General features: G+C 41.9%; 25 protein-coding genes and 1 pseudogene. 14 read left to right on the forward strand and 12 right to left on the reverse strand.

Going from position 1 to position 24107, the window contains the following annotated elements; translation table 11 throughout:
* The first annotated feature begins 11 nt into the window (after positions 1-11).
* On the forward strand, positions 12-710 hold the full coding sequence (locus tag WA352_RS08955) for a helix-turn-helix transcriptional regulator (RefSeq protein ID WP_004802456.1): 699 nt from the start codon (positions 12-14) through the stop codon (positions 708-710).
* A 52-nt stretch (positions 711-762) separates the two neighbouring features.
* A complete protein-coding gene (locus tag WA352_RS08960; RefSeq protein ID WP_225761782.1) occupies positions 763-1371 on the forward strand; it encodes a glutathione S-transferase family protein in 609 nt (202 codons plus the stop codon).
* A gap of 64 nt (positions 1372-1435) precedes the next feature.
* Here the strand turns inward: WA352_RS08960 and WA352_RS08965 are convergent, their stop codons facing one another.
* Entirely contained in the window at positions 1436-2344 is a 909-nt protein-coding gene (locus WA352_RS08965) for a LysR substrate-binding domain-containing protein (protein ID WP_005315133.1), read from the reverse strand.
* Between the two features lie 392 nt (positions 2345-2736).
* Here WA352_RS08965 and WA352_RS08970 point away from each other — a divergent pair, with 392 nt between their 5' ends.
* Positions 2737-3789, forward strand: coding sequence for an MBL fold metallo-hydrolase (locus tag WA352_RS08970; RefSeq protein ID WP_005315137.1), 1053 nt, complete (start codon positions 2737-2739; stop codon positions 3787-3789).
* Here WA352_RS08970 and WA352_RS08975 read toward each other — a convergent pair.
* The 3 genes from WA352_RS08975 to WA352_RS08985 all read right to left on the reverse strand — a co-directional run bounded on the left by WA352_RS08975 (position 3776) and on the right by WA352_RS08985 (position 6233).
* Positions 3776-4183: a DoxX-like family protein gene (locus tag WA352_RS08975; protein WP_005315140.1), complete on the reverse strand. Its 408-nt coding sequence runs from the start codon at positions 4181-4183 to the stop codon at positions 3776-3778. The genes WA352_RS08970 and WA352_RS08975 overlap by 14 nt on opposite strands.
* Positions 4180-4620 (reverse strand): thiol-disulfide oxidoreductase DCC family protein, encoded by a 441-nt coding sequence (locus WA352_RS08980; protein WP_005315150.1) that lies wholly within the window; start codon positions 4618-4620, stop codon positions 4180-4182. Before WA352_RS08980 ends, WA352_RS08975 begins: the two co-directional genes overlap by 4 nt.
* Before the next feature lie 92 nt (positions 4621-4712).
* The gene (locus WA352_RS08985) at positions 4713-6233 is read right to left on the reverse strand and encodes a catalase (RefSeq protein WP_005192148.1); all 1521 of its coding nucleotides are present in this window, start codon (positions 6231-6233) and stop codon (positions 4713-4715) included.
* A gap of 631 nt (positions 6234-6864) precedes the next feature.
* Between WA352_RS08985 and WA352_RS08990 the strand changes: the two genes are divergently transcribed.
* Positions 6865-7314 (forward strand): hypothetical protein, encoded by a 450-nt coding sequence (locus WA352_RS08990; protein WP_005200349.1) that lies wholly within the window; start codon positions 6865-6867, stop codon positions 7312-7314.
* 78 nt (positions 7315-7392) lie between these two features.
* Here WA352_RS08990 and ptsP read toward each other — a convergent pair whose 3' ends face one another.
* Both ptsP and WA352_RS09000 read right to left on the reverse strand, forming a co-directional pair.
* A complete protein-coding gene (gene ptsP / locus WA352_RS08995; protein ID WP_005200346.1) occupies positions 7393-9687 on the reverse strand; it encodes a phosphoenolpyruvate--protein phosphotransferase in 2295 nt (764 codons plus the stop codon).
* A 93-nt stretch (positions 9688-9780) separates the two neighbouring features.
* Positions 9781-10257, reverse strand: a complete 477-nt coding sequence (locus WA352_RS09000) for an RNA pyrophosphohydrolase (protein ID WP_004656060.1) — start codon at positions 10255-10257, stop codon at positions 9781-9783.
* Between the two features lie 183 nt (positions 10258-10440).
* Here WA352_RS09000 and WA352_RS09005 point away from each other — a divergent pair, with 183 nt between their 5' ends.
* The 4 genes and pseudogenes from WA352_RS09005 to WA352_RS09020 all read left to right on the forward strand — a co-directional run bounded on the left by WA352_RS09005 (position 10441) and on the right by WA352_RS09020 (position 14322).
* Positions 10441-11091, forward strand: a complete 651-nt coding sequence (locus tag WA352_RS09005; RefSeq protein ID WP_005315155.1) for an HAD family hydrolase — start codon at positions 10441-10443, stop codon at positions 11089-11091.
* A gap of 138 nt (positions 11092-11229) precedes the next feature.
* Positions 11230-12663, forward strand: a complete 1434-nt coding sequence (locus WA352_RS09010) for a DUF2252 domain-containing protein (protein ID WP_225761783.1) — start codon at positions 11230-11232, stop codon at positions 12661-12663.
* Between the two features lie 56 nt (positions 12664-12719).
* Positions 12720-13466, forward strand: a complete 747-nt coding sequence (locus WA352_RS09015; RefSeq protein ID WP_005315160.1) for a sporulation protein — start codon at positions 12720-12722, stop codon at positions 13464-13466.
* A gap of 71 nt (positions 13467-13537) precedes the next feature.
* Positions 13538-14322 (forward strand): annotated as a pseudogene (locus WA352_RS09020) (hypothetical protein).
* 9 nt (positions 14323-14331) lie between these two features.
* On the opposite strand, the gene WA352_RS09025 reads toward WA352_RS09020, so the two are convergent.
* Complete coding sequence (locus WA352_RS09025; protein ID WP_004802484.1) at positions 14332-15195, reverse strand: LysR family transcriptional regulator; 864 nt, start codon at positions 15193-15195, stop codon at positions 14332-14334.
* Positions 15196-15248: 53 nt separating this feature from the next.
* Positions 15249-15455 carry a DUF2061 domain-containing protein gene (locus tag WA352_RS09030; RefSeq protein WP_004656050.1) on the reverse strand — a complete coding sequence of 69 codons (207 nt, stop codon included), beginning with the start codon at positions 15453-15455 and terminating at the stop codon, positions 15249-15251.
* 342 nt (positions 15456-15797) lie between these two features.
* On the opposite strand from WA352_RS09030, the gene leuC reads away from it, so the two are divergent.
* The 4 genes from leuC (at position 15798) to leuB (ending at position 19717) form a co-directional block, all read left to right on the forward strand.
* Entirely contained in the window at positions 15798-17216 is a 1419-nt protein-coding gene (gene leuC / locus WA352_RS09035; RefSeq protein WP_005315166.1) for a 3-isopropylmalate dehydratase large subunit, read from the forward strand.
* A gap of 12 nt (positions 17217-17228) precedes the next feature.
* Entirely contained in the window at positions 17229-17879 is a 651-nt protein-coding gene (gene leuD / locus WA352_RS09040; RefSeq protein ID WP_005315172.1) for a 3-isopropylmalate dehydratase small subunit, read from the forward strand.
* A gap of 136 nt (positions 17880-18015) precedes the next feature.
* On the forward strand, positions 18016-18591 hold the full coding sequence (locus WA352_RS09045) for a hypothetical protein (RefSeq protein ID WP_032859189.1): 576 nt from the start codon (positions 18016-18018) through the stop codon (positions 18589-18591).
* Positions 18592-18637: 46 nt separating this feature from the next.
* Complete coding sequence (leuB, locus tag WA352_RS09050) at positions 18638-19717, forward strand: 3-isopropylmalate dehydrogenase (protein ID WP_005315175.1); 1080 nt, start codon at positions 18638-18640, stop codon at positions 19715-19717.
* A gap of 52 nt (positions 19718-19769) precedes the next feature.
* On the opposite strand, the gene WA352_RS09055 is transcribed toward leuB, so the two are convergent.
* Positions 19770-20168 (reverse strand): hypothetical protein, encoded by a 399-nt coding sequence (locus WA352_RS09055; RefSeq protein ID WP_004802495.1) that lies wholly within the window; start codon positions 20166-20168, stop codon positions 19770-19772.
* 175 nt (positions 20169-20343) lie between these two features.
* Between WA352_RS09055 and WA352_RS09060 the strand changes: the two genes are divergently transcribed.
* Complete coding sequence (locus WA352_RS09060; RefSeq protein WP_004656039.1) at positions 20344-20715, forward strand: lysozyme inhibitor LprI family protein; 372 nt, start codon at positions 20344-20346, stop codon at positions 20713-20715.
* Positions 20716-20777: 62 nt separating this feature from the next.
* On the opposite strand, the gene infA is transcribed toward WA352_RS09060, so the two are convergent.
* Complete coding sequence (gene infA / locus WA352_RS09065; RefSeq protein ID WP_001284370.1) at positions 20778-20999, reverse strand: translation initiation factor IF-1; 222 nt, start codon at positions 20997-20999, stop codon at positions 20778-20780.
* A gap of 229 nt (positions 21000-21228) precedes the next feature.
* Between infA and WA352_RS09070 the strand changes: the two genes are divergently transcribed.
* Complete coding sequence (locus WA352_RS09070; RefSeq protein WP_004656037.1) at positions 21229-22236, forward strand: AraC family transcriptional regulator; 1008 nt, start codon at positions 21229-21231, stop codon at positions 22234-22236.
* 46 nt (positions 22237-22282) lie between these two features.
* Here the strand turns inward: WA352_RS09070 and truA are convergent, their stop codons facing one another.
* Both truA and WA352_RS09080 read right to left on the reverse strand, forming a co-directional pair.
* Positions 22283-23080: a tRNA pseudouridine(38-40) synthase TruA gene (gene truA / locus WA352_RS09075; RefSeq protein WP_005315187.1), complete on the reverse strand. Its 798-nt coding sequence runs from the start codon at positions 23078-23080 to the stop codon at positions 22283-22285.
* Positions 23081-23095: 15 nt separating this feature from the next.
* A complete protein-coding gene (locus tag WA352_RS09080) occupies positions 23096-24064 on the reverse strand; it encodes an asparaginase domain-containing protein (protein ID WP_005315189.1) in 969 nt (322 codons plus the stop codon).
* Positions 24065-24107: the final 43 nt, after the last annotated feature.

Here is a 24107-nt window from a genome sequence, read left to right on the forward strand (position 1 = left end):
ATAGGGACAACATGAGTCGTTCAATCCGTTTGCTCAATCTATTACAGCTGCTTAGAGAATATCGCTATCCTGTGACCGCACAGGTGTTGGCAGAGCGTTTACAGATTAGTCAGCGCAGTGTCTATCGTGATATCGAAACCTTGCGTGAGCAGGGTGTTTGTATTGATGCTGCCGCTGGATTAGGGTTTCAACTAAAACAAGATTTCCTGCTTCCGCCGATGACGCTGAATGAAACCGAGATCGAAGCAATTTTTTTAGCGCTGAATTGGTTGAGCGATATTCCTGATTTGGCTTTGAAATCGGCCTCAACTTCGGTGTTGGCAAAGCTCAATGCAGTACTGCCTGAGCATTGTCAGCATCAACTTGAACAAACCACTTTAAGATCGATCAATGTCTGGTTACCTGTCGATGAAACTTTGGTAGAGCAAGTGCGCTTGGCCATCCGCCAGCAGTTAAAAATTACCGTAGATTATGCCGACGAACAACAACGGGTAAGTTCTCGTATTTTGTGGCCATTTGCGCTAGGTTATTTTAATGATCGGATTGTGTTAGCAGCATGGTGTGAGCTACGTAAAGGTTTTCGTCACTTCCGTATTGATCGGATTCGAGCGTTGAACCTAAGTCAGGAGCTGTATCCGCAATTCAAACAACAATTATTTCAACAGTGGTGGGCACAGGAAATGTGCCGTGAGACTACTGACAAAAACTGACAATCAAAACAATTACATTGAAATAAGAATAACTCACCAAGGAAATATCAAAATGGCACTTAAACTTTATACCAATAGTTTTTCGCGTGGCGTCGTTGTTGACTGGCTGCTGATCGAGCTTGGCATTGAATGCGAACGTATTGAGGTTGCTTTTCAAACTGAGATGAAAGCACCTGAATATTTAAAAATCAATCCATTTGGCAAAGTACCTGTTCTTGTCGATGGTGATGTGGTGGTGTATGAACTGGATGCAATTTGTGCTTATCTGGCTGATAAATTTGCAGACAAAGGCTTGGCACCTGCACTGAATGATCCAAAACGTGGCGTGTATTATCGTTGGTTATTCTTTATTTCTGGGCCTTGGGAAGCTGCTTCAACCAATAAAATGCTCGGTGTTGAGGTGAAGCCCGATCAGAAAGGCTCTGTAGGGTATGGTGATTATCAAGATGCCTATAACGCCTTTGTACAAGGTCTCAATCAAGTTGATCCCTATTTATGTGGTGAGCAGTTTACTGCTGCGGATGTCACGGTTGCTGCGATGTTATTTTGGCAGCTTAAGATGGGCGATATTCAGTCTCATCCTGCGATTGAGCACTATTTAGAAAACATTAAACAGCGACCAAGTTATCAGAAATTTGCTGAATTTTTTAGTAATGCCTAAGCCAATAGGCTTTACTTAAAGAATACGGAAGCCGATTGATTCGGCTTTTTTATTTGTGAGGAATTCATTGCGAATTCAAATGGGCGCTATCTAAGCCAAATATATGCCGAATTTCTTCTAGGAATTGTTGTGTGGCAAGGTTCGATTCATTTTTGGGGTAAGCCATGAAAACGTCGAGGCAGGGCAACGGATGATGCAATGATCTGACGACAATTTGGTCGGTGGCTAAGGCTTGGATATAGGCGGGTAAAATGGCACAACGCTGTCCAGAATGGACCGCTTGAATCGCTTCGGCAATACTATTGGCTTCATCGATGCTTTGAAAATGAATCTGCTGCTGTTTGATGTACTGGGTAATGATTCGTGCCAAAGGCTGAGACAGCTTGTGGGTTAAAATGGTCAGGGCTAAACCCTGTAATTGATCAATGTTGATCTGTGCATGCTGTGCCAAAGGATGTTGTTTAGGTAGCATAAACACCAAGGGTTCTTTGAGTATCAATTGACTTGTAAATGCTTCATTTTCAAATTTTTGATTAATAAAGATCAGGTCTAAATCACCTTTTTTCAGCAGATTGATTTGATCGCTTTCTTTAAGGTTAAGCGTACGAATTTGCAGTTTGGGCAGGCGAACTCTTAAACGTGGCAAAATATAAGGGAAAATGCGAATTTCAGCAGAGGGCACAAAACCAATTTTTAAACATTGTACTTTGGCTGCAGCAACCTGTCGCGCCATGGTAATGGCTTTGTCTGCTTGAGTGAGGGTTAAACGTGCTTGTTCGAGAAAAACTTGGCCTTCGTCAGTTAGCTCTACTTTGCGCTTGGTCCGATGCAACAGTTGTACACCAACATCATCTTCGAGATCTTTAATTTGCTGGCTGAGTGAAGGTTGAGACGTGTGTAATTTAAGCGCTGCTTTACTGAAACTGAGCTCTTCAGCAACGGTAATGAAATAGCGTAAATGACGTAATTCCATAAGACTGATCCAAGAGTGTCTTACTATTATTTTAGTTATCATGATGGGAATATCATGTTGTTGGCGCATTATATCTGAGCTTATTTTATATACAATATTCTTTTTTCTAAAATATAAGAAATAGCGAAAAAGCTGAGGTTTAGCCCTTGGCTTGAATTGTCATTGTGCGTTATTAGTTCGGTAAAATTGTGTTGACTCTGCCAGAGAAAATCAGCATAACTAACAAGCTTATGTTAGGATCAAAGACCGATTATAGTGATTTGGAATAAGACGAGAATCCTAGAAAAATCATTATGATTTGAAAGGCTATCGCATTAAAAAATAGTCCATGACCTAAACGGTATACCAAACCATTCACCTCATGCGATGAGATTCCACCAAAGAAGACGTACATGAAAGATAAGCCGACATTAACCTACCAATTGCCGACACAATCTTGCTTGAGCCATACTTGGGGGAAACCTCCTTTTCCACATGAGGCTTCTGACCATTGTGGCATTGACCGTTTTTATAATTTACAGAAACCCTTAACACCATTTGATCGTAAAGGTTTGCTCAAATGGCTGGCGACCCGTAAATCATCGACGTGGACGGTAGATCGTTCGCATGAATGGAATATGCGGAATCATATGTTGGAACTTCCGCAGAACCGCCCGCATGCAGATCTCAATGATTGGCAAATCTGGTTTGTCGGTCATGCAACAGTTCTCATTCAAATCGGCCCTTATAACTTTTTAACCGATCCAGTTTGGTGTGAATATGTCAGTCCGAAACAGGGCAATGGTCCACAACGTGTTTGTCCTGCTGGCATTGCCTTAGAACATCTTCCAACCATTCATGGCGTGTTATTGAGCCACAATCATTATGATCATATGGATCTGGCGACTTTAGAATGGTTACATCAGAAATTTGAAATGCCAATTTATACGGGCTTGGGCAATGGTTATTATCTGCCTAAGCACTTACATGTGATTGAAATGGATTGGTGGCAGGAGATTCCATTTCATGATGAGTTGAAGATCGCTTATACACCTGCACAGCATACTTCTGGGCGTGGAGTGCGTGATCAAAATAGAGCATTGTGGGGCGGTTTTTCCTTGCTTGCTAAAACAGGCCATTGTTTCTTTGCTGGGGATACGGGCTATTCCACGCACTTTAAACAGATCCATGAGCGTTATGGCGATGCGCGGGTGGCGTTATTGCCGATAGGTGCTTATGAACCACGCATGCTGATGCGCTATGTGCATATGAATCCACAAGATGCATTTCATGCTCATTTAGATTTGCATGCCCACCGTTCTTTGGCGATTCATTATCGAACCTTTCAGCTGACGGACGAAGATCGTGATGCCCCTGAACATGAACTGCAGCAAGCCATGAAATCCTCTTCAAAATTGGTCAATCCGTTTTATTGTATTCGTGAAGGGCACTTTATTCGTGCTTAGCATTTTGGAATGTTTTGATACACCACAGTGAAATCACAGAAAGGCTCGCAAGAGCAATATTCATGACCACAGGATTAAAGGCTTGATAGATATGATTGGGATAAATATATAAAACGAAAATAAATAACCCAATCAGGCTGATAATGCTGAGCCAATGTAAATACTTGTGAGTTAAAAATAAAAATAGACTACCAAAAATGATCTCGGCAATGCCCGACAGTGAAATCATCCACGGAATATAGGGGGCTGCAATATTGAGTTGTTGCCAAACATATTGCTCATCTTGTACCTGAAAAATTAACTTGGGAATCAGTCCCTGATAAATCCAGAGCACTGCAATAATTAACTGACAAAACCTTAAGATCTGTTGAATGGTCTGGTTCTGACTATTCATGTTAAGACCTCATCCAATAGAAAATGCTGCTGAGTTTCAGGTGTGACGCGATAGCATTGTTCGGTTTTACCAAATAGGTGATATCGATTGAGCGCAATATGACGATAAGCAAAATTACGTATTAGTTTAGGGATAATACGCGCATATTTTAAACTGGCGTAAGGGGAGTCTAGACGTTGAACGATGCGTAGAAAGGCGGTCGATTCGGTGTAACATTGACCATTTTCCAGTAAGACCATTGTTTCAAAATGATCGGTAGGCAGATGGCAATAGATGAGGAGTTGCTGTCCGATATTGGATTGCACTGAAACTAGTTTGAATTGGCAGTGTTGATCATGCTTGATCATGAAATTTGCCCATGCTGAACACAGCACACACACGCCATCAAACAAGATGATGTTATGGTCTTGAATCAGCTGCTGTAATGGTTTTGGCATGGTTTTTTTTCTGATGTTGTTTTGAATAAATTGTCACCCAATTCCATAAAAAAAGCCATCCGAGGATGACTTTTGTTTTAGCATTTCAAAGCTTATAGGAAGCTTGGTAAATGACGGGCTGGATCGGTTTCACGTGCTGCCTGAGCATCTGCAACAGTAAGTCCTAGTGCTGCAGCAACACCTTCACCATAAGCTGGATGACAAGCATAGCAGTTACGGATGTGGCGATATTTGATGAAGTCTAAAGCATCACCCATCGCACGTGCAGTATTACCAAACAGTGCTTGTTGTTGTTCAGGTGTCATCAATTCAAACAATGCACGTGGCTGACTGAAATAATCATTGTCATCTTCACGATAATCCCAGAAATCAGCATCACCATTAATTTTCAGTGGAGGCTCTTTGTATTGAGGCTGCTCTTGCCATTGACCGAAGCTGTTTGGCTCATAATGTGGTAAGCCACCATAGTTGGCGTCGATACGGCCTTGACCATCACGGTGGTTACTATGTACAGGGCAACGTGCGGCATTGACTGGAATTTGTTGATAATTCACACCAAGACGGTAGCGTTGAGCATCCGCGTAGTTAAACAAACGCGCTTGTAACATACGGTCTGGTGAAACACTAATACCAGGTACCAAGTTACTTGGTGCAAAAGCAGATTGTTCTACATCTAAGAAGAAGTTTTCTGAATTACGATTTAGTTCGAATTCACCGACTTCAATTAATGGATAGTCGCCGTGAGGCCAAACTTTGGTTAAGTCAAATGGGTGATATGGAACTTTCTCGGCATCTTGTTCAGGCATGATTTGTACAAAAAGCGTCCATTTTGGATAATCTTTACGTTCAATCGCATCGAATAAATCACGTTGATGACTTTCGCGATCTTGACCCACCAATTCGCCAGCTTCTGCATCGGTTAAGTTTTTAATCCCTTGTTGAGTTCTAAAGTGGAATTTCACCCAGAAACGCTCATTGGCGGCATTAATGAAGCTATAGGTATGGCTACTAAAACCATGCATATGGCGGTAGCTTGAAGGAATACCGCGATCAGACATCACGATCGTCACTTGGTGTAATGCTTCTGGAAGTAATGTCCAGAAATCCCAGTTATTGGTTGCACTACGCATATTGGTTTTAGGGTCGCGTTTTACCGCTTTGTTTAAATCTGGGAATTTACGTGGATCACGTAAGAAGAACACAGGGGTATTGTTCCCGACCATGTCCCAGTTACCTTCTTCAGTATAAAATTTTAAAGCAAAACCACGGATATCTCGTTCCGCATCTGCTGCACCACGTTCACCTGCAACTGTGGTAAAGCGAGCAAACATTTCAGTTTTTTTACCGATTTCGCTAAAAATTTTAGCGCGGGTATATTGAGTAATATCATGGGTTACGGTGAATGTACCAAATGCACCTGAACCTTTGGCATGCATACGGCGCTCAGGAATCACTTCACGGACAAAGTTGGCAAGTTTTTCATTCAGCCATAAATCTTGGGCTAATAATGGTCCTCTAGCACCTGCGGTCATACTATTTTGGTTGTCGACGACAGGTGCGCCGAAGTCAGTAGTTAAGTGGCTATAAGGACATTTTTTATCGTCTTGGCTCATGTTCTATCTCCATCAAGATGACCCGTGAGTGAGGTCACCTCAACTGTTTGACCGTTCAAAGATATGAATGTTTAACTGTCTCATGCGCAAATTGGGTATCGAAACTTCGGATGCCTAAGTGCGATTTATAATGATCAAGTTCACATCCTTTGTATTTTTACTCTAGGTTGATGAAAGCTTTTTTTCCAATGGATTAAAGTTGATGTCATAAATGCTTTATTCGATTGAAGCTGTCTAAATCTTAAACATGAACTGTACTTTTTTGAATGTTAGATTTGTTAAAAAAAGATAAAAGATAACGAAAAAATAAAGACTTACTGCTTTACTGGGTTTTAGTTAAAATTGAATCTAGTGTTTGTTTTGGAAAGTGAGAAAGACATCAGTTCTTTTATAAAAGGGCCTATTTTACCTGTTGGAGTTATGTAAAAAGTCCTAAATTGATTTCTCTCATGGTTTTTGATGTATCTTAAAATTGATTAATTTACTCAGTGAGTACAGTTAAAACGACTGAATTTATTCAGCATACTTTTCTTGTTATCTAAAAGCAGATGCTCAGTAGTAAATATGTAAACCCTTAAGATTTTTACGTTTGCTATGTTATTTTGTGCTTATCTTTGAAGAGATTAAAAAAATGAAAAAGTTAGCATTGAGTTTCGGGTTGTCTTTAACTGTTTTAGCAGGTTGTACTTCCATGCCACAAAAAGATGAGACTAAAGCAAATTCCTTGAAGGTTGAGTTTGTTGGGCAAGGAAATTATGCGGTCACGCAACAACAGGGTACAGTAAGCTTATATGCAGTAGATAGTCAGATCGCGGATGTCCCAGCGACTTTGATTCAACAGAAAAAAGTTCAAATCTCTCAGGTCCCATTTGCGGTTGATTTTACTGTGCCTGCAGATCACCGTAAGCTTATTCAGCCCTCAGTTCGGGATGATGCTAAAATCAAATACTATGTGACTTGGGAATCGGATGCCAAGAATTTAACTGGCAAAGATGCGATTGTGATTGATTATGATCGTAAATTTCCGAACGTGACGTTGAATGGCGGAAAACAACAGATTTACCTGCGTTCAGCAAAATAAGCATATGTATTGAAAAAGGGCGATCTTGTTGAAAGTATCGCCCTTTTTTATGTTTGGTCTTATATGGAAATGTCTCGTTTAGACATTGAGCATACGATTGGATTTGACCATATCGGCAAGACCGTGGGTCTTGAAATAATGTTCAAGCCAACTTTTAATCACCAGTGGGTTGTTCATTTGTAGAACATCATCCAACAGTTTCTTAGCATCAGTCATTGGGACATGACAAATCGCTTTGCGTACTCTGAGAATATTGCTTGAACTCATCGAAAGGGTGTTAAAACCCATTGCCATTAATAAAATTGCAGACAATGGATCGCCCGCCATTTCACCGCAGACGCTGACCGGTTTCTGATGGATATGACAGTCTTGAACCAAACGTTTTAGTGCACGTAGTACCGATGGATGGAAATGCGAATAGACGTTGGCCACATGCGGGTTATTCCGATCGACTGCCAGTAAATATTGGGTTAAATCGTTTGAGCCTACCGAGAAGAAATCAACCAGTTCGGCAAATTCATCAATCTGTAAAAGTACACTTGGTACTTCAACCATAATCCCGATTTTAGGTTTGGTGATTTTAACTTGCTCTTCTTCTTGTACCGCAATCCAGTCACGTTCTAACAGATACAGTACTTCTTCCACTTCACTGACACTGGTCACCATTGGCAACAAGATATGCAAATTATTTAGACCAATACTGGCTTTCAGCATGGCACGAATTTGCGCAGAGAAAATTTCAGGATGATCAAGGGTAAAGCGTATGCCACGCCAACCCAATGCTGAATTTTCTTCCTCAATACTGAAATACGGTAAGTCCTTGTCCGCACCAATATCGAGGGTACGCATAATCACAGGCTTGTTGGCAAAATGACTCAATTGTTGGCGATAGATGGCACGTTGTTCTTCTTCGCCAGGGAAGCGCTCACGTAACATGAATGGAATTTCACTGCGATATAAGCCAACACCTTTGGCACCACGTTGTACACCGCGAACCACGTCAATCATTAGTCCAGTATTGACGAATAGAGGAATCGACACGCCATCTGGGGTAATTGCATCTTTGGTTTCGTATTGCTTCAAATCTTTGGCGATTTGCTCTTCTTCTTTTTGTACTTCTTTATAACGTTGACGTAGACGACGCGGTGGATTGACGAAAACACGACCTTGATAGGCATCCACAATCATTTCGATATCATCCAGTGTGGTGATTGGTAACTCGGTTACCCCCACCACAGTTGGAATGCCCAAGGCGCGTGCAACAATCACCATATGTGAGTTGGCCGCACCCTCAGAAGTGACAATCGCCGCAATATTATCCACGGGCAATTCCACCAAGGCTGCGGTGCTGATCTCTTCGCCAATCAAAATGCTGTCCGGACTGAGTTCACGATGACTAGTATCGTTTTCTTGCAAGCAAGCCAAGATTCGGCGCCCAAGATCTTTCAGATCAGAAACACGTTCACGCAGGTAGTCATCTTCCATTTGTGCAAATAACGCGACATGTTTGTCGATGACTTTGCGTACCGCACCCTGTGCCCAACTGCCAGCACGAATATGGTCTTTAATTTCACTCGGTAGTGCATTTTCATCTAACATACGTAAAAACACGCTAAATAAGGCACGTTCTTCCGACATGAGTGAATCTTGCATTTTTTCATCTAGGGATTGAATCTCTAAACGTACTGCTGCAATGGCTTGATCGAGTAATTCTAATTCGTCACTGATGTCTTCGGCTTCACGATCTGGAATCGCAGCAAGGTCAGCAGGAGGGTACAACACGATGGCACGACCTAAGGCCACACCACCTGCGCCCGACACCCCTTGGAAGGTTTTATAGCTGGGTCCATTGCTGGGTTTACGGAATACATCAATGTTGCCCACCGCATGTGCATGAGCGATCACACCAGAAAGCTGTGCGCACAAGGTCACTAAAAAGGATTCGGCCGCTTCACTAAAATCTTGTGATTCTTTATTTTGAACAACCAGCACTCCCATTACCTTGCGGCGATACATCACTGGAACGCCAAGGAAGGAGTTAAACAGCTCTTCACCTGTTTCAGGTAAATAGGCAAAGCGCTCATGTTTAGGGGCATTGTCGAGGTTGACGATTTCTTCACGTTGACCGACCAAGCCAACCAAACCTTCACCAACACTGAGTGATACCGTGCCAACCGCCTCGGGTTTTAATCCTTTAGAGGCCATCAATACGTAGCGACGATTACGCTCGTCCAATAAATAAATTGAACAGACATCCACATGCATGGCATCGGCCACATGATTGACCATAATGTCCAAGGAATCATGCAAACTGACGGACGCATTAATTTCTTGCACAATGCGTCTAAGCGTGTCGAGTTGCATGTTTGACATGGATGTTTACTCCAATTTATTGAATCGTTATAGGCCTAGTTATAACAGCTCTGTTGCCAAAAATCATTGCTTAAAATGATGATTTCATGACAATTAGCGCTGAGGTAGTTGTAAACATAATTCCATCATAGCTTTACGGTAAACATCACGTTTGAAGTTGACCACTTGACCCAATGGGTACCAGTAACTCACCCATTGCCATTCATCGAATTCGGGTGGGTCTGATAGGTTTAACTGAATATGATGCGGCGAGGCCGTTAACTTCAGTAAAAACCATTTCTGCTTTTGTCCAATACATACCGGATCTGAATCTGACCGAATGTACCGATGTGGCAAACGATAACGCAGCCAACCTTTTGTTTGCGCTATAATTTGGACGTGTTCGGGCAATAAACCGACTTCTTCTCTCAGTTCACGAAAAAGTGCCTGTTCAGGGGTTTCACCAAATTGGATCCCTCCTTGTGGAAATTGCCAAGCATTGTGACCAATGCGTTTTGCCCATAAAACTTGTCCGTCATCGTTTGCCAAAATGATCCCGACGTTGGGTCGGAAACCTTCTGAGTCGATCATTTGGCTACCTAAATTTTGTCTATATCGTTGACTTTGATCTCGGGGACAGTCACTCTTTTGTCCAACTCGAAAAAGGTCAAAGTAAAATGTTTAAAAATTGCTATGATCTTAACGAATTTCTATCGACTAGCGGTGATAGATTTACATTTTTTTTCTTAATTTTCAGTTTAAACGAGAAATTCTATGCAATTGGCTTTGTTTGATTTAGATCACACCCTGTTAAATACTGACTCTGATCACTCTTGGGGTGAATTTTTAGTCAATGAAGGTTTAGTCGATCCAGTTCATCATCGTCAAATGAATGACAAATTCTACGAAGACTATAAAGCAGGGCAACTTGACCCGATTGCTTATAATGAATTTGTATTCGAATTCCTGACCAAACACGACAATGCCTATTTAACTGAGTTACATCAGTTGTTTATGCAGAAAGTCATCCGTCCGCAGATGCGACCTAAAGGCTTCGAGGCGATTAAAAGACATCAAGCACTGGGGCATGAGCTGGTTGGAATTACTGCGACCAGTGATTTTATTACCGCACCAATTTTCCGTGAATTCGGCATTACCGAGATTATTGCCACCAATGCAGAAGTAATTGATGGTCAATATACAGGCAAGGTGACAGGGATTCCGTGTTATCAAAAAGGCAAGCTCACGCGTCTGGATCAGTGGTTGGCTGGCCGATCAGTGACCGAGTCATGGGCGTATTCTGATTCAATTAATGATCGTTTCTTGCTTGAATATGCCACCCATGCGATTGCGGTCAATCCAGACGATCGTTTAGAAAAGCTAGCGCAACAGCAAGCTTGGGACATTCAAGACTGGTCGATTTAAAGTTTTGATTTGCTGCCAAATCTGTCCTGATGAAATGGAATATTTGGCAGTGCTTTAATCACGCTAAAAAATTAAAAAAATCATTATCCGATTCATTCAAATTATTGCTATAACACTACTGGATTTATAGGGGGTGTTATGACAAAACAACAAATCAAATTACCAAAACAACTTTGGACCGCAGAGAGTATTGATCTCACACGACATAGCTATCAAGGCAAGTTATTGAGCAAAAGCGAAGGCTTTCAATTAGGCAAGACACAACGAAAAAAAGTTCCACGTGAAAACTTAGCTCAACTTTCAGTACGTCCCAAAGGCACCACGGCGTTAACGCTTTATGATTGGAGCAATCAAGGACGCCTAGCACAATTACAGCCGATTCGTGCCAAGCGGATGAGTGTCTCGCCGTTTACGTTCTATCGTGGTATGCCCGCACTGATGCTGTTTGATCAAGCATGGGAACAACACAATTCAGGCCTGTTTCAGCAAATTTGTGGCGATTGCCATTTAAGCAACTTTGGCGGTTTTGCCAGTCCTGAACGTAACCTGTTATTTGGCATCAATGACTTTGATGAAACCTTGGTTGCGCCATTTGAGTGGGATTTAAAACGTCTAGTGACCAGTTTTGTGATTGCGGCCAAAGACATTGGCTTGGGAGAGCGCAGCGGCTTAAAAGCCATTAAAACCATGCTGAACAGCTATCGCAAACACTTGCTAGAAAATATGGCCTTATCCCCATTGCAAGTTTGGTATGAAAAGGTTGATGCCACCACTTTATTAGAAAATACAGAATGCCGAAAACTCAGAAAGAAACGCGCCAAGCATTTGGATTCAGCTCAAAAGCGCAATGCACATTCGGTATTACCCAAGTTGACCCAACAAGATGATGCAACCGGGTTTAGACATTTTATTGATGATGCTCCTTTGCTATGGCACCCCAAAGCGGATGAACCCTTTGCTGAGCAGGTCGATGAATTTTTTCAACGCTATCGTAATTCATTGAAATATGACCGACAGGTATTGTTTGATCGTTATCAGCGGACCGATGTGGCACTCAAAGTGGTCGGGGTCGGCAGTGTTGGAACCCGTTCAGCAATTGCCTTATTTGAAGATGCAGACCGTGAACCGCTGATCTTACAAATGAAGGAAGCCAATCCTTCAATTCTCAGTCCACTGTTTAAAAATAAGGTTGAGCATGAAGGCGAGCGGGTGATTCATGGTCAGCAATTGATGCAAGCGGCCAGTGATATTTTCTTGGGTTTTTCCAGCTTGAAACAAGATTTTCATGTTCGTCAGTTACGAGATATGAAAATCTCGGTCGATCTTAGTGATATGGATGATGAATATTTCTATGAATATGCAGAAAGTTGCGGCCTTGCTTTAGCCCATGCGCATGCCAAAGCAGGTAATGCCGATGTGTTGATGGGATATTTAGGTGAAGGCAGTACGATCGTTGGGGTTTTACAGAATTATGCGACTCAGTCAGCTGAGCGTAATTTAAATGACTACCAGCAATTCATGAACGCGGTAAGCGATGGTCAGATTCAGCTCGCTGGCGATGACGCCCTTTAATAATAGGTCTGTGAGTACAGACATAAAATAGTGATGATTTGAGAGAAAAAACACAAATGTTTAGCAAAATTATGTCAGGTTTGGGCCTGCAAGGTGTCACGCTTGAAACCCGTTTGTTTAATTCAACCTTACAAGCGGGCGAGACGTTACGTGGCGAGATTAACTTTAAAGGTGGCTCAACCGATAAAGAAATTAAAGGCCTCTATCTGCAATTAATGACCATGGCGGAGGTGGAATCGGGCGATCATGAATTTAATCAGCCTTTGGTGTTGGATCAATGGTTAATCAGTTCTAATTTTTCATTGCCGGCAAATCAATCGCACAATGTTCCTTTCACCATGGAAATACCGCATGAAACCCCAATCACCGAAGTTTCTTGCCGCCGTAATGGAACACGGGTTTGGATCAATACCCGTCTGGATGTGGATTGGGGTGTGGACGCAACGGATCGTGATTATTTAAGCGTTCTGCCAACACCTGCCATGCACATGTTTTTACAAGCCATGCAGCAATGCGGATTTGTATTATCCAGCGTGGATGTGGAAAAAGGCCAACTGACTGCGCATAACTTTAGATCGACCATTGGTTGCTACCAAGAACTTGAATTTGTCTCTTCGCGTTTATTCAGTGGTTTTAATGAGGTGGAAGTGTCTTTTGTGGCTGAACCGCACCAAACCCATGTCATGCTTGAGGTTGATCGCCGTCACCGCTCAGATCAATTATTGTCGATGACGATTCCACACCACCTCTTGGATGTTCAGCAGATGGCTCAGCAAATTCGCCATTTATTGCAGATTAAATAATCTTGATTAAACCTCCCAGCAGGGAGGTTTTTTGTCATATTAATGTCATCATTTATTTTTAAGATCACTTTATGAAAATAAAAATAAATCAGGAAGCGCAGACTTCTATTTCAATCGATGCATTACTGCAATTAAAACGACAACAACCCATGATTAAAATGCGATGGATCGCGCTCCGCTGTTCGTCTTGATCTTAATGTACAGTTGGCAGCAACAGCTTTTTACTGCTTGGGTGATCTTACCTTTACTTTGGACGTTGATCGTGCTGAATCTGGCTTTGATTGCGCGTTCCAAATCTAAAAAACTACAAAAGATTGAGCAATTTAAATTCGATCCGATTTTTTGGAACAAATTCAGATTCTATTATCCTGAACTGGGTCTAAAACAACGGCAATTGATCGAAGCTGGATTTAAGGATTATTTGGCATTGCATGTCATGCAAAAACAGGCCTATGCCATGCCTTCGCATGCAGTGGATTCGTTATGGCATGTGATGTTGGAGTTCCCAAAGCAGTATCAAGACTTATGTGAACAGATACTCGGTCGGCAGTTACAGCATAGCCCCTATGATGCAACGACTCCGTCTCAACAGCAAACCAAACAATTGTTTGAAGCATAGCGAATGAATTGTACGTTGCATGCTTTTCAGCCAAGAAATACCACGTTGTTACCGAGACTATTTGCCATTGATCAGGTCTTAAATTGGCAGGAAGGGCAGTATTTTAATTTAGAATTGATGACCAAGGATTATGCGCAATATTTGCAAGCTCAGTCTTCGTCATCCTCTTCGAGTTGTGGAAGTAGCAGCAATAGCTGTAGTAGTTGCAGCAGCTGTGGTGGGGGCGGTGGAGATTAACAGATACCACTAGCCTACATGCATCATTCGAATCAGTTCTTCAGCCGCTTTGGATTGGATTCGTGCGGGATGCCAAACCATACCCAGTTGACGCTGCATATCTAGTTTTAAATCAAGTTGTTTTAAATCTTGATTCACCAAGGTTTTTGGTAACACAGACCAACCTAAACCAATTGACACCAGCATTCTGATTGACTCAAGTGGATTATTGCTCATGGTGATTTTTGGTTTTAAGTTATTTTTCTCAAACTCTGAAAGGGTAATTTGGCTGGTATAAGTTTGTGCTGCTGGTAATAGGCTTGGATAGGCAATCAAGTCTTCCAATTTAAGCTGTGTCTGTTGAGCCAAGGGGTGGAAGGGAGCAGCCACGAAGACTAAAGGGTCATTCCAAATGGTCACGTAATTGAGACGATCATCCCCAACCGGTGGTAAGGTTAAAAATGCCAGTTCCAATTCACCTGCCAAAACTTGTTCATGGGCTTGTTCTGAATCGACAAAATGCACATCCAAGGTGACTTGAGGATAGTGTTGTACAAAGTTCTTAAGGGGTTCAGCTAAATGGTGTAAGCCAATATGATGACTGGTCCCTATTTTTAAACGACCTTGGACCTGAGCTTGTTCATGACTTAAGGTATGGTGAATTTCCCCTAATTCATTTAGCCAAGTACGAACTTTAGGCAATAGAGAATGTGCTGCATGGGTGGGCTGAATGCCCCGACCCGCAGATTCAAATAGTTTGACCCCAAAATAGTCTTCTAAGCTATGAATCCGTTTGGTGACTGCGGGTTGGGTAATAAATAATTGTTCTGCTGCGATGGAAATTGAACCAGTTTCCATCACTTTTACAAATGCTTCAAAAGCAGCGAGGTTCATACAAGCTTGTCCAAGGAGATTTTAAAATTAGTTTTATAAGCAGTATTTTTGAATTAGAAATAATTCCATACTTTTTCATGAAAGAAAAAAGCAAAGGCTTGTACCGTTGGTTCAATTAAACTTAAGGTAGCTGCCATGAGCCAATTGCCTGTAATCAGGTAAGCAACGATCATCGCAACACTAATATGCATGATGTAATAACTCAAGGTTTTTTTCAAAGTCCGACTATTGTTCATGACAAATTGTTGAATATTTGACATCTGTTTCACCCTACAAAATCTCTATTTAATTAAATAATAATCATTATCATTTAAAATGTAAAAAGGAAATTTCAATTCAGGACGATTGGATTTATAAATCGTGAGGTGATTGATTTAACATCAGCTGCTCAAAGCCAGAGTGCGTATGAAATGTGCTCAGCTAAGATGATTTAAATTTTTTTAATTTAATGAGATGATCAAGATATAAAATTTAAATTTATCATTCCTAAAAGTTTGTTAATTTATAAAAATGATAAATTAGATTTATGTGAAGCGATTGCTATAATCAATTCAAGATGAAAAATACCCAGACCAATGGCAAGCACGATGGAGGGCGACGACATGGCAGGCAAGACCTTATATGACAAATTATGGGATGACCATTTAGTAAAACAACGCGATGATGGTTCGAGCTTAATTTATATTGATCGCCATCTATTACATGAAGTGACCAGTCCTCAAGCGTTTGAAGGCTTACAGCTTGCCGATCGCCAACCTTGGCGTTTAAGTGCTAACGTTGCAACACCTGACCATAACGTGCCAACTTCTAAAAAAGAGCGTGAACAGGGCATTGCAGGGATTGAAGATGATACCTCTCGAATTCAAGTACAAACCTTAGATGACAACTGTAAAACCTTTAATATCGTTGAGTTTGGGATTAATGATATCCGTCAAGGGATTGCCCATGTGGTTGGCCCAGAACAAGGTTTAACTTTGCCGGGCATGACCGTGGTCTGTGGTGATTCGCATACCGCAACACATGGTGCTTTTGGCTGTTTGGCACATGGTATCGGAACGTCGGAAGTGGAACATGTATTGGCTACACAATGCTTGGTACAGAAGAAGTCGAAAAACATGTTGGTTCGTGTTGATGGTGTATTAGGTAAAGGCGTGACTTCTAAAGATGTCGTGTTAGCCATTATCGGTAAAATTGGGACTGCGGGTGGTACAGGCTATGCCATTGAGTTTGGCGGGCAAGTGTTCCGCGATATGTCAATCGAAGGTCGTATGACCGTATGTAATATGGCGATCGAAGCGGGTGCTCGAGTTGGTATGGTTGCTGTTGATGACAAAACCATTGCCTATGTGAAAGACCGCAACTATGCACCAAAAGGTGAGCAGTGGGATCAAGCAGTCGCATACTGGGATACCTTGCATTCGGATGAAGATGCCGTATTTGATGCGGTGGTGGTATTGAATGGTGCAGAGATTGAGCCTCAAGTATCTTGGGGAACTTCTCCAGAAATGGTGATTCCTGTTTCACAGGCAGTACCAACTTTAGAACAAGCCAAAGATGATGTACAACGCAATGACTGGACCCGTGCTTATCAATATATGGGCTTAACTGCTGGTCAAGCTTTGGCTGATATTCAGTTAGATCGTGTTTTCATTGGCTCATGTACTAACTCACGTATTGAAGATATCCGAGCTGCTGCAGATGTCGTGAAGGGGCGTACAGTTGCTTCAAGTATTAAGCAAGCAATGATTGTGCCGGGTTCTGGTTTGGTGAAACAGCAAGCCGAACAAGAAGGTTTAGATCAAATTTTCTTGGCGGCAGGTTTTGAATGGCGTGAACCAGGCTGTTCAATGTGTTTGGCTATGAATGCTGACAAGTTACAACCCGGTGAACATTGTGCTTCAACCTCGAATCGTAACTTTGAAGGTCGTCAGGGCAATGGTGGGCGGACGCATTTAGTAAGCCCAGCGATGGCAGCGGCAGCGGCAATTGCAGGCCATTTTGTTGACGTTCGTTCATTCTAAGGGAGCAATATCATGGAAAAATACACTGTAGAGCAAGGTGTTGTTGCACCTTTAGACCGTGCCAATGTCGATACCGATTTAATTATTCCAAAACAGTTTTTGAAATCGATTAAACGTACGGGATTCGGCGATAACTTATTTGATGAGTTACGCTATTTAGATGAAGGCTTCTTAGGTCAAGACATTAGTAAGCGCCCAAAGAATCCTGACTTCGTGTTAAATCAACCGCGCTATCAAGGTTCAACTATCTTATTGGCACGGACTAACTTTGGTTGTGGTTCAAGCCGTGAGCATGCGCCATGGGCATTAAATGAATATGGATTTCGTACCGTCATTGCACCAAGTTTTGCTGATATCTTCTTTAATAACTGCTTTAAAAATGGCATGTTACCTGTGATTTTATCTGAACAGATTGTGGATCAATTGTTCAAGGAGTGTGCTGAGAATGAGGGTTATCAACTTACGATTGATTTAGAAGCTCAGGAAGTACGTACGCCCGCAGGTGAAGCATTTAAATTTGAAATTGACCCATTCCGTAAACATTGCTTGTTGAATGGTTTGGATGATATTGGCTTAACTTTACAAGTGGCCGATGATATTCGTGCTTTTGAAGCTAAGGCGAAACAAGCGCGTCCTTGGGTGTTTCAAGACATCCGAGCATAAGTTTGGGTGCAAGAAACCAGATTGGGTTTTAGACATTTTTAACATAGGCATAGCGCAGAGATTGAACTCTTGTTAACATGCTAGCGGATAATATTTTGCTTACATGTTAACAAGACATGAGGACTGGGCTTGAATAATGAAAAGAAGACTCGCTCGCAGTATTTTACTGTGTCTAGGCGCTACGATGACTTTGACTGCGTGTCAAAATGCACCCAATGTGGTGGATCAGGTTCGTATTGCACAGAACACATTGGAAAGTAAGGCGGACAACACAACTTTATATTGTTCAGGTGTTGAGAATTGTGAGTTTGAACGAATTGGTGACATTGCGGTCATTGATGCAAAAACTCATCGGATTAGCCAACAGGCAATGGAACGCGGCATTGTACGCTTACATGGTTCAGTATTTAGCCGCAAACAGCAGGTCTATTTAAGTGTGCCAGCCAAGCAATATGAAGTCGTCATTCGTTTTTATCCGATTTCTCCTGATCGTTCCGAAACTTTCCATGTGATTCATGCATTTAAACCGCATGTGCGCTATACCTTTAAAATGTACCGAGACCGAACACGTCGTTCAGGCAGTTTACTTAATGTTTCTGTACCTGATCCATTGTGTGTAGATTTACAGCAAGAGCAACACACCATTCGCCGTTTCTGTCGTCCATTTGACGTCAGTACAGGTCTTGGTGAGTTTGTTGAGAAAAAGGTTTAATAGGCTCGCAGTGTTATCGCTGCACATAGGAAAATTGGAAAAATAAATGTCGAAGCATATTTTAATTTTAGCGGGTGATGGCATTGGTCCTGAAATCGTAGCAGCTGCTGAAAAGGTTTTAACCAAGGTCAATGATAAATTTAATTTAGGTTTGACATGGGAACATGGTTTGCTTGGTGGTTCTGCAATTGATGCGCATGGCGAACCGTACCCAACAGTGACCAGTGAACAGGCGAAAAAAGCCGATGCAATTTTATTAGGTGCAGTCGGTGGTCCGAAGTGGGATAGCATTGAGCGTTCAATTCGCCCTGAACGCGGCTTGTTAAAAATTCGAAGTGAACTCAATTTATTCGCCAACTTACGTCCTGCGATTTTGTATCCACAATTGGCGGATGCGTCTAGCTTAAAGCCTGAAATCGTTGCTGGTCTTGATATTCTGATTGTTCGTGAGTTAACGGGTGGGATCTATTTTGGTCAGCCACGTGGTATTCGTGAACTCGAAAATGGTGAAAAGCAGGGGTATAACACTGACGTCTATTCAGAAAGTGAAATCAAACGCATCGCCAAAGTGGCTTTTGAGTTGGCTGGATTGCGTGGTGGCAAGGTCTGTTCGGTGGATAAAGCCAACGTACTTGAAGTAACGGAATTGTGGAAACAAACCGTCACTGACTTGCAGCAAGCACAGTATTCAAATATTCAGTTGTCGCATATGTATGTAGATAACGCAGCAATGCAGTTGGTCCGCGCACCTAAGCAATTTGATGTGATTGTCACAGGTAATTTGTTCGGTGATATCCTCTCTGACGAAGCAGCGATGTTGACGGGTTCAATTGGTATGTTGCCATCTGCCTCTTTAGATGAGAATGGCAAAGGTATGTATGAACCATGTCATGGTTCAGCGCCAGATATTGCAGGTCAGAATATTGCCAATCCATTGGCAACAGTGCTTTCAGTAGCAATGATGTTGCGCTATACCTTCCGTGAAGAAGCAGCTGCGAAAGCAATTGAAGATGCGGTCGGTCAGGTGTTAGACCAAGGTTTACGTACTGCCGATATTATGTCGGAAGGCATGAACAAGGTCGGTACAGATGCGATGGGTGAGGCTGTAGTTGTAGCATTAAACTAAGCCTTGAAGTCTATAAAAAACGCAGCATGAGCTGCGTTTTTTATTTGATAAATCAGCAGGCCTTACCCTCATAACGAATTGATTGTGCAATTTGTTGTTGATCCAGCTCAAAAATAATATGGCATTTTAAGTTCAGATCATAAGCACTACCTGCATTGCCAGCAGTTTGAATTGGAATATTCTGAGCGCCAAGTTCGGTTGATTGTGCAATCGGAATCGGGATACGGACAGGACGAATCACGGTATAAATCAGTTGATTATTTTGCTTAACCGGTTGGGCCAGTGTTTGGAAACCTAAGGGTTTTAAGTCGAGCTGTTGCTGGATGGTCTGCGCAGATTGCCCAATAAACGGTTTTAGATAGTCGGGTAGGCTAATATTTGGCTGGTTTGATGTCGCACAAGCTTGTAAACCGAGAAGCGTACAGAACAACAGGTACTTATAATTTTTCATTATGATCATCCTTTATCTTTTTGATCTTTTTTTATTCAATTGCAAAAGTGCAGGAGTGTCGAGAGCATTTATGTGAATTGCTAAAAAGATACAATCTTGTCTACTTTTGGACAATGTTCAAGCCTAGCAAAATATGCTTAGATAATGATGATAATTAAGCGATTTGGACAACTTCATGCGCAAAATAATATTTGGCTTGATCTGTGGGGCAATGGCGACATTGAGCTATGCGGATAACTGCGAAAATGCCCGTAATACTTATGATGATATCTACTGTACCAATAAAATTTTTGCCAGTGCAGATGCTGATTTAAATAAAAACTATCAGCAATTACGCAAACAGCTGAGCGATACACAACAAAAAATTTTAAAAAAATCACAACTGGCGTGGATTCGCCATCGTGATGCAGAATGTAGTGATGATTCCAAGAGTACGGTTTATGTGCAATGCCAATTGAACGCAACGCAAGAACGCAATAACTGGCTGCAAGAGCGTATCCGTGAATGTCAGACGGTGGGTTGTAAAACAACACGCCTTAGTGAATAAACTTTCGTATCAGCAATAAAAAAAGCCACATGATGTGGCTTTTTTGCATTCACTAATCTGACTTAGCGTGCACGATAAGTGATACGACCCTTAGTTAAATCATAAGGTGTCATTTCAACTTTAACACTGTCACCTGTCAAAATACGGATATAGTGTTTACGCATTTTACCAGAAATGTGAGCAATAACTTCGTGACCGTTTTCTAAACGTACACGGAACATCGTATTAGGAAGCGTTTCGGTGACAACGCCTTCGAACTCAATGAGTTCCTCTTTATTGGCCATAGCCTACCTGAGATCAAATTGGGAAGGCGCAAATTATAGTCAATTTATTTAAAATTTACAAGATCAAGTCTGTTAGAGGCTGTCAGATATTAACCGAAAGGAACTGTCAGACAATTCGCGATTTTTTTTAACAAAATAAGCAGAATATTGTTGTCAGTTTGGTCAATCAACGTTAATCTAAAATTGTTGTTCATTGTCATAATAACGTATCTACAGGGAAGGGCACAGCGTGGGTCAGCTAACAGATGCATCAGTTGTATTGCGCTTTGGTTATCAGGCAATTCGTAAAGCAGGATTACCAACTGAAGAGATTTTAACAAAGGCCGGCGTGGCATTAAATCAAGTGGATACCAATGCAAGAACGCCGCTAAGTGCACAAAATGCGTTCTGGATCGCTGCACAGGATGTGAGTAACGATCCTGATATCGGGCTTCATCTCGGTGAACATCTACCACTTTATCGTGGGCAAGTGATTGAACATTTATTTATTAGTAGTGAAACCTTTGGTGAGGGCTTAAAACGTGCCTTGGCCTATCAACGCCTGATCAGTGATGCTTTCGATGCCAAACTGGTGATTGAAGATGGTCGCTGTTACTTGAGCAATGGCGAACAGTATTGGCCAGATAATTTGGTCAACCGTCATTTCTCTGAATGTGCTATGTCAGGCATTTTACGTTTCTTTAAATTTATTACCGAAGGTCAGTTTCACCCGATTTATATTGATTTTAACTTCAATGAGGGCGCTGCTGATGACGAATACTTTAGAGTCTATGGCTGCCCAGTGAGCTTGGGGCAAAAAGAAACCCGCCTTTATTTTGATGCGGCCGTACTGGATTATCCTTTATGGCAAGCAGAGCCTGAATTATTACAATTGCATGAGCAATTGGCGATTGAAAAATTACAAGAACTTGCGCGTTATGACCTCGTTGGGGAAGTCCGTCGTGCCATTGGTTCAACCCTTGAAAGTGGTGAAACGACCTTGGAAACGGTGGCAGCACAGTTGAATATTACTCCTCGGCGTTTAAGAACCCAACTCAGTGAAGCCAATACCAGCTTCCAGCAAATTCTTTCAGATTATCGTTGTCGTTTAGCCAAAAAGCTGTTGGCGAATACCAATGAAAGTGTCGAGCGTATTGTCTATTTAACTGGTTTCTCTGAACCAAGTACCTTCTATCGTGCCTTTAAGCGTTGGACCAATGAAACGCCAGTTGAATATCGCAAGCGTAAACAGCGTTAATTGCTTCTAAGTAAAAAAGCCTTATCATTGTGATAAGGCTTTTTTGTTATTCAGCTAAATTTAACCAGTGTGGACCTAAAGGTAGCTGTGGTAAATCGAATTCATCTGGATAATAAGACTGAATAAAATATAAACCATCAGGTGGGGCGGTAATCCCCGCAGCGGTGCGATCTTCTGCGGCAAACATGGTATCAATATGGTCAATTTCATACATGCCTTGCCCAATTTCAAGCAGGCAGCCCATGATATTGCGTACCATATGGTGCAAGAAACCATCCGCTTGAATATCTAAGACCAGATAACGGCCATGTTCGAATAAGCGACAGTGTTTTACATGACGTACAGGTTGATTGGATTGACAGGCTGCGGCACGAAAAGTCTCAAAATTATGCGTACCCTCGAATTTTGCAGCGGCAGTAATCATCTTTTGCACATCAAGCTTTTGATAAAGATGGGTGACCTGTTTATATAACAAGGCAGGGCGAGTCGGGGCGTTATACACCACATAGCGATAACGACGAGCCACCGCTTTAAAACGCGCATGGAAATTTTCATCCATACATTTAATCCACTGGATTGAAATGTCTTTGGGCAATTGACTATTGGCACCACGAATCCAACCTTGTTCTGGGCGAATGGCTTCGGTGTCGAAATGTGCCACCATATTGGTCGCATGTACACCTGCATCCGTTCGTCCAGCGCCATGCAACATAATCGGCTGATTGGCAATACGACTCAGTACTTTTTCTATGGTTTCCTGAACAGTGATAACGCCAGCCTGTTGGGTTTGCCAACCACGGTATTGAGTACCGCAAAATTCAATACCGATTGCATAACGTTGCATGTTCTAACCTCAGAATTAATGTTGATGCCAATGCGCGAACCATTGTTCGTGGGTCGGATATTTTAAATACATTTGCAAGACTTTTGCATATAAATCGGCATGGCTATGGCAATCATTGACTAAAACTTTGGCAGATTGAATCCATGAGCTGACCGCATAGCGTTGATCAAGTTGCCCAAAGGTCACTTGTGTACTAATAATGGGTAAGCACCGTTGCTGATAGAGCTGTTCAAATAATGCTAGAATTTCATCATTCACCGCAATATTGCCTGTACCAAAGCCTTGCAGAACCAAAAAGTGAGGTGGGTTAAGCAGAAGATTTTTTAACTGCACAATAAGTTGTTGTTTCTCAATCGGCTGTAACATCAAATTCAAAACACTAAGTTGAGCGGCTTGCTCAATCTGTTCATTTTGGACAATAAAAGCATCTGCTGTAGTGTTACAGCTCTGGTCTGCTTTGATGCCAACAAAGGCGTCTAATTCAGTGGTATGGGCTTTTAAAGTACTTTGTGCATGAAAGACTTGTTCATGGAAGGTAAGATAAACACCACTTGGTAAGGTAAGCACTTGCTCCAGTGCTAAATACAGATTGCCGATTGCATCGGTGAATTCGCGGGTATCATTGCCTTCAATATTCAATAATGGGTATTGGCTGCCCGTAATGATGGCGTGGCAAGAATGGCCTAAAAAACGTGCCAGTGTTGCCGCAGCATAACTCAGTGTATCCGTTCCATGAATAATGACAAAATGCTGAAAGCCATTGAGTTGTAATTGTTGGATTTGTTGTACCAATTTCAACCAATCACTTGCGGTACAAGCGCTGCTGTCTTTAATGCTAGGGGCAGCGAAACATTCAACCTGCAAATGTGGTGGAATCACCTTCACTAATAAAGGTAAAAAATCCTGTTCAGGCATTGGTATCAAGGGTTCACCAATACAACCAAACGTCCCACCCATATAAATTAAAGCGATTGTTTTCATCATAAAAAAAGCAGCCTGAGAGACTGCTTATATTAGACTGATCAAA

It is taken from the genome of Acinetobacter sp. 102, assembly GCF_037028485.1.
Lineage (GTDB): Bacteria > Pseudomonadota > Gammaproteobacteria > Pseudomonadales > Moraxellaceae > Acinetobacter > Acinetobacter higginsii.